The following is a 14,396-nucleotide window of genomic DNA, read 5'->3' on the forward strand; positions in this document are numbered from 1 at the left end:
ATAAACAAGGACGAAGAAGCACCGATTTTCCAGGTTGCCGATTACGGCCTCGTTGGCGATCTCTTCGTTATCCTGCCGGAACTTGAAAAGGCGCTGTAAAAAAATATAGCCGCAAGTTTGAAATGATTTGCATGGCCGGGGTAGACGAAAGCTACCCCGGCCATTTACTTTGGTGCTAGGAAGTTTGCGCTTGAACAAACAAACGGATGGAAACATGGCTGGATCGATCAAGACTGTAGGCATTATCGGAGCGGGGCAAATGGGCAGCGGCATTGCTCATGTATGTGCCGTCGCCGGCTATGACGTTTTGATCCATGACCAGTCTGCCGAACAGCTGGAAAAGGCTATAGCCACCGTTAATGGCAATATGGCGCGGCAGGTCTCGCACGGCAAACTCGATGAGGCAGCACGCGAAAAAGCCATGGCGCATATCCGCCCTGCTCTGCGCATGGAGGATCTTTCCAGTGTCGATCTTGCCATCGAAGCGGCGACCGAGGATGAAACAGTCAAGCGCAAGATTTTTGCGCAGCTTTGTCCAAACCTCAATCCGGAGGCGATCCTCGCCACCAATACTTCATCGATTTCCATCACACGGCTCGCTGCGACAACCGATCGCCCGGAACGGTTTATTGGCATTCACTTCATGAATCCGGTGCCGGTGATGAAGCTGGTTGAACTCATTCGCGGTATCGCGACCGAGAACACCACCTTCGAAAGTGCGCGCGAATTCGTTACCAGCCTCGACAAGACCTTGACTGTCTCGGAAGATTTCCCGGCCTTCATCGTTAACCGCATTCTGCTGCCAATGATCAATGAAGCCATCTATGTTCTTTACGAAGGTGTCGGCTCTGTGGATGCCATTGATACAGCCATGAAGCTCGGCGCAAATCACCCGATGGGCCCACTGCAACTGGCTGATTTCATCGGCCTTGATACATGCCTTTCGATCATGCAGGTCTTGCATGATGGTCTGGCGGATTCGAAGTATCGACCCTGCCCGCTTCTCGTCAAATATGTCGAGGCCGGTTGGCTTGGCCGCAAGACCGGTCGCGGCTTTTATGATTATCGCGGGGAAAATCCCGTTCCGACACGCTGATCATGCCCGCATGAAATTATCCCATGGATAGCCAACAGGACGCGGAATATTCTGCCGGAACAAAGCGGCTATCCACCATTCTTGTTGAGCTTGGGGACACAGACGCGACCAGAATTTCCTTCGACGACATTCTTGTCGCCTTGTCGGAACGCAGCTTTGGCGCCTTGCTCATCCTGTTTTCCGCATTAAATCTGATTCCACTACCGCCGGGTTCATCCACGATATTCGGCATTCCACTGGTTCTGCTTTCCATCCAAATGTTGATTGGCTTCGAGAAGCCGTGGTTTCCGGCCTTTCTGCGGCGCAAATCAATGCGGATAGAAACCTATCGTTCCGGGATCGCCAGACTGGAAAGCGTTCTTACACGTTTTGAGCGGCTTGCCCGCCCGCGTTATTGGCTCTTGCCGCAAATTATCGTCGAACGGGTCGTCAGTATCGTTGCGCTTTCAATGTCCCTGATCGTCATTTTGCCGATTCCGCTTATTAACCAGATACCGGCATTGAGCATAATCCTGCTGGCAATTGGTCTTGGCGAACAGGACGGCGTATGGTTGGGAACAGGATTTCTTGTTGCGGCCCTGGCAGCTGGAATTGCTATCGGGCTCGGCGCCTCTGTAGGTTTGGCCGCGCTGCATATTTTTGGTTGAAAATGACAGAACAGAAAAACATATCCATTTACGTCGATGCAGATGCCTGCCCGGTAAAAGCAGAAATTTATCGTGTTGCGGAAAGATATGGCGTCAAGGTTTTCGTCGTGTCCAATTCCATGATGGCAATCCCGCGCGATCCGATGATCGAGCGGGTCATTGTCAGCGACGGTTTTGACGCCGCCGATGACTGGATTGCCGAGCGGGTCTCCCGGGGCGATGTGGTCATCACCGCCGATATTCCACTTGCAAGCCGCTGCGTAAAAGCCGGTGCAGACGCCATTTCCCCAACGGGCCGGGCATTTACCGAGGCATCCATCGGCAATACCCTGGCAACGCGTAACCTCATGGATGAACTGCGTTCGGCGGGCCAGATCACGGGTGGACCGCGACCATTTTCACCAAAAGATCGTTCCTCCTTTCTTTCTGCGCTTGATCTCGCTATTGTGCGGTTGAAACGTGCGGGCTTCACCTCCTGAAGGGTAAGTGGATGGGAGCTATGCGTTTCGTGGCATTGACGGAACGCGTCGCAGGCTCTACGAGAGCGCAACAAAGCTATATGCGTGCCGCTCGTGCTCCATTGACGCCGAGCTAAAAACACGCCCAAAACCAGCACTGAAAGTTCATTTATGACCATTTTCGATTCTATCGCTCCGGCGCTGTCCGGTGCTTTGAAAGCCCGTGGCTACGAGACCCTGACACCCGTTCAGACTGCAGTTCTCGCTCCTGAAGCCGAAGGAGCAGATCTTCTCGTCTCCGCCCAGACCGGCTCGGGCAAGACCGTTGCCTTCGGCATCGCCATCGCACCGACTCTTCTGGAAGATGGAGATCGCTTCACTTCTATCGGCGCGCCCTATGCACTGGTGATTGCGCCCACACGCGAATTGGCTTTGCAGGTTCGCCGCGAACTGGAATGGCTTTATGAGCCAACCGGGGCGCGCATCGCCTCTTGCGTTGGCGGTATGGACATGACCAAGGAGCGCCGCGCCCTTTCGCAAGGCGCGCATATCGTTGTTGGCACACCGGGCCGCCTACGTGACCATATCAGCCGTGGCTCGCTCGACATGAAAGAACTGCGCGCAGTGGTTCTGGATGAGGCCGATGAGATGCTCGATCTCGGTTTCCGCGAAGATCTCGAATTCATCCTTGGTGAAGCGCCGGAAGATCGCCGCACCCTGATGTTCTCTGCAACAGTGCCGAAACCTATCGCGCTTCTGGCAAAACAGTTCCAGAAAGACGCGCTGCGTATTTCTGCCACCAATGACCGCGAGCAGCATGCGGATATTGAATATCACATCATGCCTGTTGCACCGCGTGAGCGTGAAAACGCCATCATTAATTCGCTGCTGTTCTACGATGCACAGAACACGATCATTTTCGGTTCGACCCGTGAGGCCGTCAAACATTTGACCAGCCGCCTGTCAAATCGTGGTTTCTCTGTGGTTTCCCTGTCGGGTGAACTCAGCCAGGCTGAACGCACCAATGCCTTGCAGGCCATGCGTGATGGTCGTGCCCGTGTTTGTGTTGCCACCGACGTTGCCGCTCGCGGTATTGATCTGCCTAATCTTGATCTCGTCATCCATGCCGATCTGCCCAACAATTCAGAAACGCTTCTGCACCGCAGTGGCCGTACAGGTCGCGCGGGTCGTAAGGGCATCTGCGTTCTGATCGTGCCGGCCTCGCGTCGCCGCACTGCCGAGCGTCTTTTGCAAGGTGCAAAACTAACGACAACGATGGTGCCGCCACCGGATGCCGACGCAATCAACAAGCGCAACAATGACCGCATCCTCAATGATCCTTCTCTGTCTGAAGTCATAACCGAGGACGAGGGAGATTTCGTACGCGAATTGCTCGCCCTTCATTCCGCTGAACAGATTGCTGCTGCTTATTTACGCCAGCAAATGGCTGCTCGCCCTGCGCCGGAAGAGCTTTCCAACACGCCGTCCCATGTTCTTGAGCCTATCCGCAAGGGTAGCTTTGAAGACCGTCCGGGCCGCGGCGAACGGACATCGCGCTCGGATCGCTTTACCGATTTTGAAAGCGGCGCATGGTTCAGCGTCAGTGTTGGTCGCAAGCAACGCGCCGAACCACGTTGGCTTTTGCCGCTTATCTGCAAGGCCGGTGATATTACCAAGACCGATGTCGGCTCAATCAAAATTCTGGAAACGGAAACACGCTTTGAGATTACCGCCAGCAAGGCTGATGCTTTCCTTGCACGCATCAAGCAGTTCGGTACAGGCGAAAAGGGTGTAAATATCGCCCGCAGTGAAGGCCCCGGCGGCTCTGCTCCGCGCAGCGATTTCAAGCCGAAGAAGAATTTCGGTGAGAAGCGCGAATTCGACAACCGCAAGCCGCGCGGCAACGATGCCAATCCACGTACAGAGTGGGCAGCCAAACCTGCAAAGGCAAAGCCGGAAGGCTGGACAGCGGAAAAGCCGAAAAAGCTTCCAAAGGAACGCAAGCCCGGTGAATTGCAGGGTTTTGACAAATACAAAGCAAAAAAAGCTCGCAAAGCCGCCACAACTGGCGAGTAAGCAATTGCCTTCCTTATCTCGCTCTTTGCGAGGGAGATAAGGAATATGCAATGATTTTGCATGAGCTTGGTGCGTGCTTCGACAAGCTCAGCATGAGGAAGTTAGTGGGTTGCAACATCTACCTGCGACGTCGTCTCGTAACATGTCAGAACTCGTTCCCTGCCAATCTCCACCTTCCTCATGCTGAGCTTGTCGAAGCACGCATAGTGAATTTGCCAATCCAGCGGTCCTGATACTATTTTCTAAAGACCCAAAGCGGCATCCACAAATCGCAGAGCGTCATCGCTGGACCAGTCTGCCGGGCCGTTCATCGCTGCGATCTGGCAGCCTTCCTTATCGACCAGCATGGTAACCGGGAGCCCAAAGGCCAGACTTTTCCGCTTAAGCTCGTTGAACACGCCCATTGACGGATCACGGTAAAGATCGAGCGACTTGACGCCGATCTCGCTCAGGAATGCTTTGGGTTTCGTGTCGTCACCCGTGTCAATATTGATCGTGACGACTTCAAATTTGTCGCTGCCCTTTTTTGTTTCCAGCGCATCAAGTGCGGGCATCTCCTCGCGGCATGGCGCGCACCAGGTCGCCCACAGATTGACCAGCAATGTCTTGCCCTTGAAATCGCTGATGCGCACCGGCTTGCCATCCGGTCCGGTGAAGGACAAGCTCGACATGGATTGCGGCTTGTCGGCACCGCGCATGGCAGCAATGGCACCAACAGCGGCAGCATCAATCGCTTTTGCGCCCTCTGCCTTCATCGGGCACTGATCAGCCGTATTAGTCACGGTGGCAATATTGCCAGATGGCCGTTCCATCACGTATACCGCAACCGCACCGGCGGCAATGCCGGCGAGCGCGGCAAGGGCGATGATCTTTTTGTTGCTATTGCGTGGCGTTTGTCGTGGGCCGTCTGTCATTTCCGTTCTTTCCGCTTCACACTCAAGGCGTTTTCCATGTCCGACAAGAAGAATAGCAATGAAATGTGGGGCGGTCGTTTCGCCTCAGGTCCTGCCGCGATCATGGAAGAAATCAATGCTTCCATCGGCTTTGACCAGAAGCTTTACGCCCAGGACATTCAAGGTTCCCTTGCTCATGCAGCCATGCTTGCGAAAACCGGCATAATTGCGAGCGACGATTACGACAAGATCACAAGCGGCCTGAACACGATATTGTCAGAGATCGAGAGCGGAAATTTCACTTTCTCACGCAAACTTGAAGACATTCACATGAATGTTGAGTCGCGCCTTGCCGAACTGATCGGCGCATCGGCGGGCCGGCTGCACACTGCACGCTCACGCAATGACCAGGTCGCTGTCGACTTTCGCCTCTGGGTAAAAGCTGAATTTGAAAAGACTGCGGTGCTGCTCAAGAAATTGATCGAGGCTTTTCTGAAGCGCGCCGAAGAACATTCAGCAACCCTGATGCCAGGTTTCACCCATCTCCAGACAGCGCAGCCCGTCACCTTTGGTCATCATTGCATGGCCTATGTCGAAATGTTTGGCCGCGATCTGAGCCGAGTCAAAGATGCAATTGAACGTATGAACGAATCGCCGCTCGGCGCCGCAGCCCTTGCCGGAACCGGCTTTCCGATTGACCGGCATATGACGGCAAAAGCGTTGGGTTTCCGCGAACCGACCCGCAATTCGCTCGATAGCGTGTCTGACCGCGATTATGCGCTGGAATTTCTGTCAACAGCTGCGATCACTGCGACCCATCTTTCCCGGTTGGCTGAAGAAATTGTCATTTGGTCTACTTCCCAGTTCGGTTTTGTTCGACTGTCCGACAGTTTTTCGACCGGCTCCTCCATCATGCCGCAGAAAAAGAACCCCGATGCTGCCGAGTTGGTTCGCGCCAAAACTGGCCGCATCACCGGATCGCTCGTCGCTCTGCTGACAGTCATGAAAGGCCTGCCTCTGACCTATTCCAAGGATATGCAGGAAGACAAGGAAGCCGTATTCGACGCTGCAGAAACGCTGGAACTGGCGCTTGCCGCCATGACTGGCATGGTTGGTGATATGACCGTCAACACCGCCGCAATGAAGAAGGCCGCGGGTTCGGGCTATTCAACGGCCACCGACCTGGCCGATTGGCTGGTGCGGGAACTTGGCCTGCCTTTCCGCGAGGCACACCATGTCACCGGCCGGGCAGTTGCCCTTGCCGAGCAGAAAAAGATCGACCTTGGTAAATTGTCGTTGGAAGATTTGCAGCAGATTCACCCGGGGATTACCGCTGCCATCTTTGGATTCCTGACTGTGGACAAATCCGTGCGCAGCCGCAAATCCTATGGCGGAACGGCTCCGGAACAGGTGCGCAAGCAGATCAAATTCTGGCAAAAGCGCATTGCGAAATTGTAAAACAACATTGACCGGACATGGGGGTGCAAAGCGCGCCTTCTTAGGCTAGAGCCTTTCTTGCTCAAATAGAATCGTTCTGCCCGAGGGAATTTGTGGACAAGGTCGAGGGGTTTTGCGAGACCGATGTTTATCCATCGGGCGAAGCTGAAACCCGATGGATTTGGTCCAAATTCACCCGGCCCTTGGGTTTCCGGCTGGCGGCCAATCACTTTGTCAGGCGGCATCGGACGATGGATAAACATCGACCTTGCCACCTTCCGCGTGAATTATCTCGCCATCCGAGAAACAGAACTGCTTCTATTTGAACAAGAAAGGCTCTAGACATGGCAGACCCATTTCGGACGACAGGATCAACAATGACAAGCCGTTCCCTATTATCGACAATTCTTATGTCGATCGCGATCGTAAGCGCCATATCGGCCTGTGGCCGCAAAGGCGCACTGGAGCCACCGCCCGCTTCCGTAACATCAATGCCCGGCGAGCCGAAAACTGTGGCGCCGCCCGTCCAGGACAAGCGTTTTATTCTTGACCCATTGATCTAGAGCAAGCTGGATTTTCCGTGAATCATTTTGATTATAAAGACGGCGTTCTTCATGCCGAAGGCGTCAGTATTCCTGAAATCGCCAAGGCTGTCGGGACACCATTCTACTGTTATTCGACAGCAACGATCGAGCGTCATTTCAAAGTGTTTTCGGCAGCTTTTGCCGACATGGACACGCTCGTCTGCTACGCGCTCAAGGCAAATTCCAATCAGGCAGTCCTGAAAACGCTTGCGCGCCTTGGTTCTGGCGCCGATGTGGTTTCTGAAGGTGAATTGCGCCGCGCGCTCGCCGCTGGCATTCCAGCCGAGAAAATCGTTTTTTCCGGCGTCGGCAAGAAGCCCAGCGAAATGGATCTCGCATTGAGCGCCGGCATTCATTGTTTCAATGTCGAATCCGAGCCAGAGCTTGCCATTCTCTCCAGTCGTGCCGTTGCGGCGGGAAAGATCGCGCCAGTTTCGCTGCGCATCAATCCCGATGTCGATGCAAAGACCCATAAGAAGATTTCGACGGGGAAATCCGAGAACAAGTTCGGCATTCCCCTCGCCAAGGCAAGTTCAATCTATGCACAGGCAGCCAAGCTGCCGGGGCTAAAGGTCGTTGGCGTGGACATGCATATTGGCAGCCAGATCACTGATCTTGAGCCTTTCGACGATGCATTCCGCCTGCTGGCGGAGTTGGTCGGGCAGTTGAAGGCCGATGGCCATGATATCAAGCATGTTGATCTTGGCGGTGGTCTCGGTATTCCGTACCACTTCGACAACAATCCGCCACCACTGCCCGATGCCTACGCGCAGATCGTTCAAAAGCATATCAAGCCGCTGGGATTGAAGACGATTTTCGAACCGGGCCGACTTATTGTTGGCAATGCTGGGATTCTTGTCAGCGAGGTAATCTTCGTCAAGGAAGGCGATGCGCGTAACTTTATCATTGTTGACGCGGCCATGAACGACCTCATCCGGCCCACGCTTTACGATGCGTTCCACATTATCCGCCCCGTCAAGGAACCTACGGCCAATCATCCCCGGATTCGCGGCGACGTTGTCGGCCCCGTTTGCGAAACAGGTGACTATCTGGGCTTGGATCGTGACCTACCGCGTCCTGCCCCGGGTGATTTGATCGCAATTGGCACAGCGGGCGCCTATGGCGCGGTTCAGGCTGGCACCTATAATACGCGGCTGCTCGTGCCTGAGGTTCTGGTCAATGGCGATCAGTTCCATGTGGTGCGTCCACGCACAAGCTATGAAGAATTGATCGGCCTCGATTCCATTCCGGACTGGCTGTAATTTTCACGCCTACACAGAAGTATGATTGCGTTTTGCCGGGTAAGGCCTCGCCTTTGCCATGATGAGTGGTATTGTTAGCTTTGTCTGGTAATGCCGATACCGGAAAGATGGAGCGAGAATGGCCGATCACAACCCGGAAGAACGGGAAGCGACCAGCATCAAATTCGATATTCTGAAAAATATCGATCGCCTCCGTTTGTCCGCATGGTTGATGATCGCGCTTGAGCGCCTTTGGCCGCTCTTGCTGCCCCTTTTGCTTGTTATTTCAGTCTTCCTCAGCGTGGCATGGTTCGGCCTGTTTCGCCTTATGCCGGATCTTGCAAGGCAAGCCTTGCTTGCCCTCTTTCTGCTGAGCATCCCTGTTTGCGTCTATCTGCTGCTGAAGTTCCGCTTACCTCGCCCGTCAGAGATCACGCAGCGGCTTGAAAACGTCAATGAACTGGCGCACCAGCCCATTACCGTGCAGACAGAAGAGCTTGCAGCCAACAGCACTGATCCCTTTGCGCAGGCATTGTGGAGCGAGCATCGCAAGCGCATGGCAACACGCATTGCCAATCTGCAAAGCGGATTGCCCCAGACGCGGATTGCTGAACGCGACCCTTGGGCTTTGCGCGGCGTTGCTGCGCTGCTGCTCGTCATTGCTTTTGCCTTTTCCGGTGGACCGCTGGGCGGCCGCATCAGCGATGCATTTCTCAGCCATGCCGCGAGCAATGCAATACCGCCTCGTATTGACGCCTGGGTTACCCCTCCGCGTTATACAGGTCGCGCTCCGCTATTTCTGACCACCGCAAGCAATTCGGCCGACACGCAGTTTTCAGTACCCCAAAACAGCACGCTTGTTGTCCGCATTATCGGTGGCAGTGGATCGGAAGCTCTCACACAGAAGCTGTCTGATGGAAAATCGGTAGAGATTGCAGCCAGGGAAACGCCTAAGATCGAAGACTCGGCAACTGGTAAAGCAACACCACGAAATTTTGAACTCACACTTGATCAAAACAGTTCTATTGATCTGGTGAATGGCCGCTCTGCCCTCTCCAGTTGGGGCTTCACAATCATTCCAGACCAGCCGCCCGCAATCCGTTTTACCAAGGAGCCTTCCAGCGCCGTCAATGGCACGATGGACGTCTTTTATGAGATCAAGGACGATTATGGCGCGATAGCTGCACAGGCAAAAATCGAACAGGCACTGCCTGCCGAAAAGGATGCACGACCGCTCTATTCCGCTCCGGAATTGCCGTTGGCATTGCCGCGTCGCGGTGAACAAGCCAAGGAGACTAAAACCACCAAGGATCTCACCCAGCACCCATGGTCTGGGTCTGAAATCCGCATGACTCTCATTGCGTCCGACGACGCAAAGCAGGAAGCCCGCAGCGAAGTCAAAACTTTCGTCATGCCCGAGCGACCATTCGCCAATCCGCTTGCTCGCGCGTTGATTGAACAACGCCGCAACTTGGCGCTGAATGCCAATGCCAAGCCCAATGTGCTGGAAATGCTGGACGCAATCACAATGTGGCCGGAAGAGACAATCAAAAACTCGTCCCACTATCTTGGGTTGCGCAGTGTTCGTTCCCGCCTTGACCTCGCAAAAAGCGATGAACAGTTGCGCGAGGTAGTAAGCTATATGTGGGACGTCGCCCGCGGCATTGAGGATGGTGCCTTGTCTGATGCGGAGCGGCGACTGCGGCAAGCGCAGGAAGCCTTGAAAAATGCCATCGAACAGGGTGCCAGCCAGGAGGAAATCGAAAAGCGCATGGCTGAGTTGCGCGATGCCATGAAGGAATTTCTGCGTGAATTTGCGCAGAAAGCTCAGAAAAACCCGAACATGGCGCAAAATCCAAATGCCAAACAGCTACGGCAGGAGGATATCGATAAAATGCTGAACCAGATTGAAGAGCTTGCCAAGCAGGGCTCTAAGGATCAGGCACAGCAATTATTGTCCGAGCTCGAAAACATGATGAACAACCTGCAGATGGGCCAGCAGCAACAGGCTCAACAAGGCCAGCAGGGACAGATGAAACAGCAGATGGACAAGCTCGGTGAGCTGATGCGCCGTCAACAGGACATGATGAACCAGACCCACCGGCTGGAGCAGCAGCGCCAGCAGGGCATGCAGCAGGACTTTGGCGAGGAGCAGCAAGGCGAACAGGGTGAGCAAGGACAAATGTCCGAAGAGGATATTGCCAAGGCCCTGCGCGATCTTCAGCAAGGCCAAGGCAAGCTCCAATCCGAACTCGGCCAGTTGATGAAAGATCTGGAAGGCATGGGTATCAAGCCCGGTGAAGGATTTGGTCAGGCAGGCAAATCAATGGGTGAAGCTGGCAAATCACTTGGTCAAGCCGATGGCGATCAGGCACTCGGCCAGCAAAGCGATGCGCTGGATGCGCTGCGTCGTGGTGGTCAGGACATGATGAAACAGATGCAGGAAGCCATGGGGCAAGAGGGACAAACCGGGCAAGGCGATCAACGGCAAACCGGGGGGCGCGATCCTCTCGGCCGCCCGCAGCGCGACGGCGGGCCCGATGATGGCACCAATACCAAAGTCCCCGGCGAGATCGATATTCAGCGCGCGCGTGAAATTCTCGACGCCATCCGCAAGCGGCTCGGTAATTCGCTCAGCCCGCAAATGGAAAAGGATTATTTGGAGCGCCTGCTCAAGTTCAATTGATCAGAAAAATATTGAGCTTTAATCGCGAACCACACCGACATAAGGCAGTTGCCGGAATGAATGGCCGACATCCATGCCGTAACCGACAACGAAATAGTCCGGGCATTCGAATCCCTTGAAATCAGCCTCTATTTCGGTCTTGCGCTTGACGCTTTTGTCCAGCAGCACGGCAATATAGACATTGCGCGCACCGCGTTCGAGCATGAGCTGGCGCGTAAACTTCAATGTGCGTCCTGATTCAAGAATATCATCGATCAAAAGTACGTCACGGCCATGCACATCGCTGTCAATATCGCGCATAAGTCGCACTTCAGTGCTTTCCGTGCCCTTGCCATAACTGGAGACAGTGATGAACTCCACATCCGGTTCTGCACCGGCATCATGCATGGCGCGGATCAGATCGGCGGCAAAAATAAACGAGCCTTTGAGGATCGAGATAACAAGCAGGTTTTCAAAACCTCGCGCCACGATTGCTTTGGCAAGTTCTAGATTGCGCGCGGCAATTGTTTCGGCACTGAAAAGAACATCAATATTTTTAGTCCCGACTTTTGGCATGCAAGTTTCCTGTGGCGCGTTTTCAGACCGAATTTCTTCATATAGCTCCCGCACCTATAGCCTGATCATCAGCCAAAATGCAAAAACCGGCGCTGCCGTATAAAATTCATGTTTCCAGTCATGCTGGTTCATGTTTGTTGGGGTGGTCAAATCGGCTCGCGCAAAATAGAACACGTTGCAGATAAGATCGGAAAGCACACTTGATTCGTTTTGAGAATGTCGGATTGCGGTATGGGATGGGCCCGGAGGTCTTGCGTGATGTCAGCCTCCACATATCGCCGCGATCATTTCAGTTCCTCACCGGACCTTCCGGTGCAGGTAAAACGTCATTGCTGCGCCTGCTTTTCATGACACTCAAGCCGACACGCGGTTCCATCACCGTCTTCGGCAAGGATATTGCAACAATTTCGTCCAGGGAAATGCCAATGCTGCGCCGGCGCATAGGCGTGGTCTTTCAGGATTTCCGGCTGCTCGATCATATGACCACCTATCAAAACGTCGCCTTGCCTTTGCGGGTACGCGGCAAGGAAGAAGCGACCTATCGCGCAGAGGTCGAAGAGCTTTTGCATTGGGTAGGACTTGGCGAGCGCATGCATGTGCTACCACCTGTGCTATCCGGCGGTGAAAAACAGCGTGCCGCTATCGCCCGCGCTTTGATAGATCAACCGGAAATTCTGCTTGCCGACGAGCCGACGGGCAATGTCGATCCGCCCCTGGCGCGGCGTCTCCTGCGCCTTTTCGGCGAGTTGAACCGCTCCGGAACAGCCGTTGTCATTGCCACCCACGATTTGACCCTGATGGACCAGATCAATGCGCGGCGTATGATCCTCGATCAGGGAAGGCTCGACGTTTATGATTGATGCCGCTGCCCTCAAGGATCGAGCCATCGAATTGGCGGACAGGCTTTGGACCCGTATCCGCAAAAACAGCGGACAAGCACCGATCGTGCCCGCAGGCAATGTGGTTGGCCATGCCTTGATGATCGTAATCGCCATCATGACCTTCCTCGCCTGCCTCACCGTCGGCTCAGTCAGCCTTGTTCAATCGACAGCCGCCACCTGGCAAAGTCAGATTTCCACCGAAGCGACTATTCAGATCAGGCCGGTGGAAGGTCAGGACATGGAAGCAATGCTCGCTGAAGCGAGTAAAATTGCGCAAGGATTTGCCGGCGTGAAATCCACGCGAATCATCGACCGGGATGCGACAGCCCGCCTTCTCGAACCATGGCTTGGAACCGGACTCGATATTGATGAACTGCCTGTTCCCCGGCTGGTGGTCGTTACGCTCGACGAAGCCTCGCCGCCAGATTTCGCAGCGCTTCGCAGCATGCTCGTCGGGCAGATACCGGCAGCCAGTTTTGACGATCATCGCACATGGGTCGACCGGTTGGTTTCCATGGCTCGCTCGACTGTTCTCATCGGCACCGGCGTGCTTTCCCTTGTCGTTGCAGCAACCGTTCTCACCGTGATTTTCGCCACGCGCGGAGCAATGGCTGGCAACGGCCATATTATTGAAGTGCTGCATTTTATCGGCGCGGAACAAAAATTCGTCGCCCGCCAGTTCGAGCGCCATTTTTTCTGGACAGCACTTAAAGGTGCAGCTTTTGGCGGTGCGCTTGCCATGTTCATTTTTCTGATGATCGGATGGTGGTCATCGCGTAATCTGGCAACACCCGAAGCCGATCAGGCGACAGCGCTCTTCGGCAATTTCTCCATTGGATCCGGCGGATATACGGGTGTAGTTTTGATCATATTGGCGGTCAGCGTTCTGACCATGATTACAACACGAATGACAGTCATAGCGCATTTAAGACAAGTTGATGGACGCACGGGCGAAAATCACGACACCTGAAATATTCATTTTATTTTATAGACGTATCGCTTCCAGTTTATGAGCGGCAGAAGCACTCTCGAGCAAGGCATTTACGGCACAAGATGGACGGCCTTAACGACAGCAACAAGTCCCCCGATGCGGACGTAGCACGGACCCGTGGATTGTCTGCGACCATGGGCAGATATTTCGTGCGTTTTCTGTTCCTGCTTGCGATTCTTGCGATAGGTTTGTTCATCGGTGGGTTTATTGTCTTCAGCGATCGCGTCACCACGCTCGATATACCCGATATTACCGAGCCCGCTGACGGTATCGTCGTCCTGACAGGTGGCTATTCACGCATTGAAGGCGCTTTGGAATTGCTCAAGAACAAGCGCGGCGAACGTTTGTTCATCAGCGGCGTGCATCCCTCGACCAAGCGTAGCGAGTTGCAACGCGTCACTGGTGGCGATGCAACATTGTTCGAATGCTGTGTCGATATCGATCGGTCTGCCCTTGATACGGTCGGCAATGCGGTTGAAAGCATTAAATGGGCGAGCGCCAACCATTATAAGCGCGTGATTGTTGTCACCAACAACTACCACATTCCCCGCACCATGCTCGAACTCAGCCGCGCCTCGCAGGAAATCGAATTCATTGCCTATCCAATCACGAACACCAATCTCAAGGAGGGTGACTGGATAACGCGAGGACAGGTAGTACGGGTTCTGCTGATGGAATATATCAAATATCTGGGGGCCGTTGCCCGCGCCCAATTGCCTGACAGTTTTTCGAGTGTCACTGACAAATTGCTGCATCAGATCAGGGAATAGCCAATTCCAGGTCAGAAACTGACATATACATGGTGCGTGGTTCGTCCTTCGACAGACTCAGGAGGGCTCACCACGCATAAC

13 protein-coding genes and 1 pseudogene are annotated in these 14,396 nt (G+C 54.2%); 12 read left to right on the forward strand and 2 right to left on the reverse strand.

Features of this window, described 5'->3' with window-relative positions:
• The 5 genes and pseudogenes from V9K95_RS22875 to V9K95_RS22895 all read left to right on the forward strand — a co-directional run.
• A pseudogene (locus V9K95_RS22875) lies at positions 1-99 on the forward strand (electron transfer flavoprotein subunit alpha/FixB family protein); the annotation flags it as partial.
• A gap of 115 nt (positions 100-214) precedes the next feature.
• On the forward strand, positions 215-1,096 hold the full coding sequence (locus V9K95_RS22880; RefSeq protein WP_115055577.1) for a 3-hydroxybutyryl-CoA dehydrogenase: 882 nt from the start codon (positions 215-217) through the stop codon (positions 1,094-1,096).
• Between the two features lie 23 nt (positions 1,097-1,119).
• The gene (locus V9K95_RS22885; RefSeq protein WP_115055483.1) at positions 1,120-1,743 is read left to right on the forward strand and encodes an exopolysaccharide biosynthesis protein; all 624 of its coding nucleotides are present in this window, start codon (positions 1,120-1,122) and stop codon (positions 1,741-1,743) included.
• 2 nt (positions 1,744-1,745) lie between these two features.
• Positions 1,746-2,222: a YaiI/YqxD family protein gene (locus tag V9K95_RS22890; RefSeq protein WP_307280341.1), complete on the forward strand. Its 477-nt coding sequence runs from the start codon at positions 1,746-1,748 to the stop codon at positions 2,220-2,222.
• 150 nt (positions 2,223-2,372) lie between these two features.
• On the forward strand, positions 2,373-4,277 hold the full coding sequence (locus V9K95_RS22895; protein WP_307280343.1) for a DEAD/DEAH box helicase: 1,905 nt from the start codon (positions 2,373-2,375) through the stop codon (positions 4,275-4,277).
• A gap of 242 nt (positions 4,278-4,519) precedes the next feature.
• Here the strand turns inward: V9K95_RS22895 and tlpA are convergent, their stop codons facing one another.
• Positions 4,520-5,191 (reverse strand): thiol:disulfide interchange protein TlpA, encoded by a 672-nt coding sequence (gene tlpA / locus V9K95_RS22900; protein ID WP_336442347.1) that lies wholly within the window; start codon positions 5,189-5,191, stop codon positions 4,520-4,522.
• 36 nt (positions 5,192-5,227) lie between these two features.
• On the opposite strand from tlpA, the gene argH reads away from it, so the two are divergent.
• The 4 genes from argH (at position 5,228) to V9K95_RS22920 (ending at position 11,118) form a co-directional block, all read left to right on the forward strand.
• Positions 5,228-6,628, forward strand: coding sequence for an argininosuccinate lyase (gene argH / locus V9K95_RS22905; RefSeq protein WP_307280348.1), 1,401 nt, complete (start codon positions 5,228-5,230; stop codon positions 6,626-6,628).
• Positions 6,629-6,984: 356 nt separating this feature from the next.
• Entirely contained in the window at positions 6,985-7,170 is a 186-nt protein-coding gene (lptM, locus tag V9K95_RS22910; protein ID WP_115055579.1) for an LPS translocon maturation chaperone LptM, read from the forward strand.
• Between the two features lie 17 nt (positions 7,171-7,187).
• On the forward strand, positions 7,188-8,453 hold the full coding sequence (gene lysA, locus V9K95_RS22915) for a diaminopimelate decarboxylase (protein WP_336442346.1): 1,266 nt from the start codon (positions 7,188-7,190) through the stop codon (positions 8,451-8,453).
• Between the two features lie 118 nt (positions 8,454-8,571).
• Positions 8,572-11,118, forward strand: coding sequence for a TIGR02302 family protein (locus V9K95_RS22920; protein WP_336442345.1), 2,547 nt, complete (start codon positions 8,572-8,574; stop codon positions 11,116-11,118).
• Between the two features lie 18 nt (positions 11,119-11,136).
• On the opposite strand, the gene hpt is transcribed toward V9K95_RS22920, so the two are convergent.
• Positions 11,137-11,673, reverse strand: a complete 537-nt coding sequence (gene hpt / locus V9K95_RS22925) for a hypoxanthine phosphoribosyltransferase (RefSeq protein ID WP_115055499.1) — start codon at positions 11,671-11,673, stop codon at positions 11,137-11,139.
• Positions 11,674-11,873: 200 nt separating this feature from the next.
• Here hpt and ftsE point away from each other — a divergent pair, with 200 nt between their 5' ends.
• The 3 genes from ftsE (at position 11,874) to V9K95_RS22940 (ending at position 14,315) form a co-directional block, all read left to right on the forward strand.
• On the forward strand, positions 11,874-12,533 hold the full coding sequence (gene ftsE, locus V9K95_RS22930) for a cell division ATP-binding protein FtsE (protein WP_115055501.1): 660 nt from the start codon (positions 11,874-11,876) through the stop codon (positions 12,531-12,533).
• Entirely contained in the window at positions 12,526-13,524 is a 999-nt protein-coding gene (locus V9K95_RS22935) for a cell division protein FtsX (protein WP_336442344.1), read from the forward strand. The genes ftsE and V9K95_RS22935 overlap by 8 nt, the downstream gene beginning before the upstream one ends.
• Positions 13,525-13,679: 155 nt before the next feature.
• Entirely contained in the window at positions 13,680-14,315 is a 636-nt protein-coding gene (locus tag V9K95_RS22940) for a YdcF family protein (protein ID WP_115055581.1), read from the forward strand.
• Positions 14,316-14,396 lie beyond the last annotated feature (81 nt).

This window comes from Phyllobacterium sp. CCNWLW183, from assembly GCF_037203775.1.
Lineage (GTDB): Bacteria > Pseudomonadota > Alphaproteobacteria > Rhizobiales > Rhizobiaceae > Phyllobacterium > Phyllobacterium ifriqiyense.

Bases quoted from the DNA above. Each gene is read 5' to 3' on its own strand.
- tlpA (WP_336442347.1), bottom strand. From the start codon at position 5,191: ATGACAGACGGCCCACGACAAACGCCACGCAATAGCAACAAAAAGATC.
- V9K95_RS22885 (WP_115055483.1), top strand. From the start codon at position 1,120: ATGGATAGCCAACAGGACGCGGAATATTCTGCCGGAACAAAGCGGCTA.
- V9K95_RS22890 (WP_307280341.1), top strand. From the start codon at position 1,746: ATGACAGAACAGAAAAACATATCCATTTACGTCGATGCAGATGCCTGC.
- V9K95_RS22920 (WP_336442345.1), top strand. From the start codon at position 8,572: ATGGCCGATCACAACCCGGAAGAACGGGAAGCGACCAGCATCAAATTC.
- V9K95_RS22895 (WP_307280343.1), top strand. From the start codon at position 2,373: ATGACCATTTTCGATTCTATCGCTCCGGCGCTGTCCGGTGCTTTGAAA.
- V9K95_RS22880 (WP_115055577.1), top strand. From the start codon at position 215: ATGGCTGGATCGATCAAGACTGTAGGCATTATCGGAGCGGGGCAAATG.
- V9K95_RS22935 (WP_336442344.1), top strand. From the start codon at position 12,526: ATGATTGATGCCGCTGCCCTCAAGGATCGAGCCATCGAATTGGCGGAC.
- argH (WP_307280348.1), top strand. From the start codon at position 5,228: ATGTCCGACAAGAAGAATAGCAATGAAATGTGGGGCGGTCGTTTCGCC.
- V9K95_RS22940 (WP_115055581.1), top strand. From the start codon at position 13,680: ATGGGCAGATATTTCGTGCGTTTTCTGTTCCTGCTTGCGATTCTTGCG.
- hpt (WP_115055499.1), bottom strand. From the start codon at position 11,673: ATGCCAAAAGTCGGGACTAAAAATATTGATGTTCTTTTCAGTGCCGAA.
- lptM (WP_115055579.1), top strand. From the start codon at position 6,985: ATGACAAGCCGTTCCCTATTATCGACAATTCTTATGTCGATCGCGATC.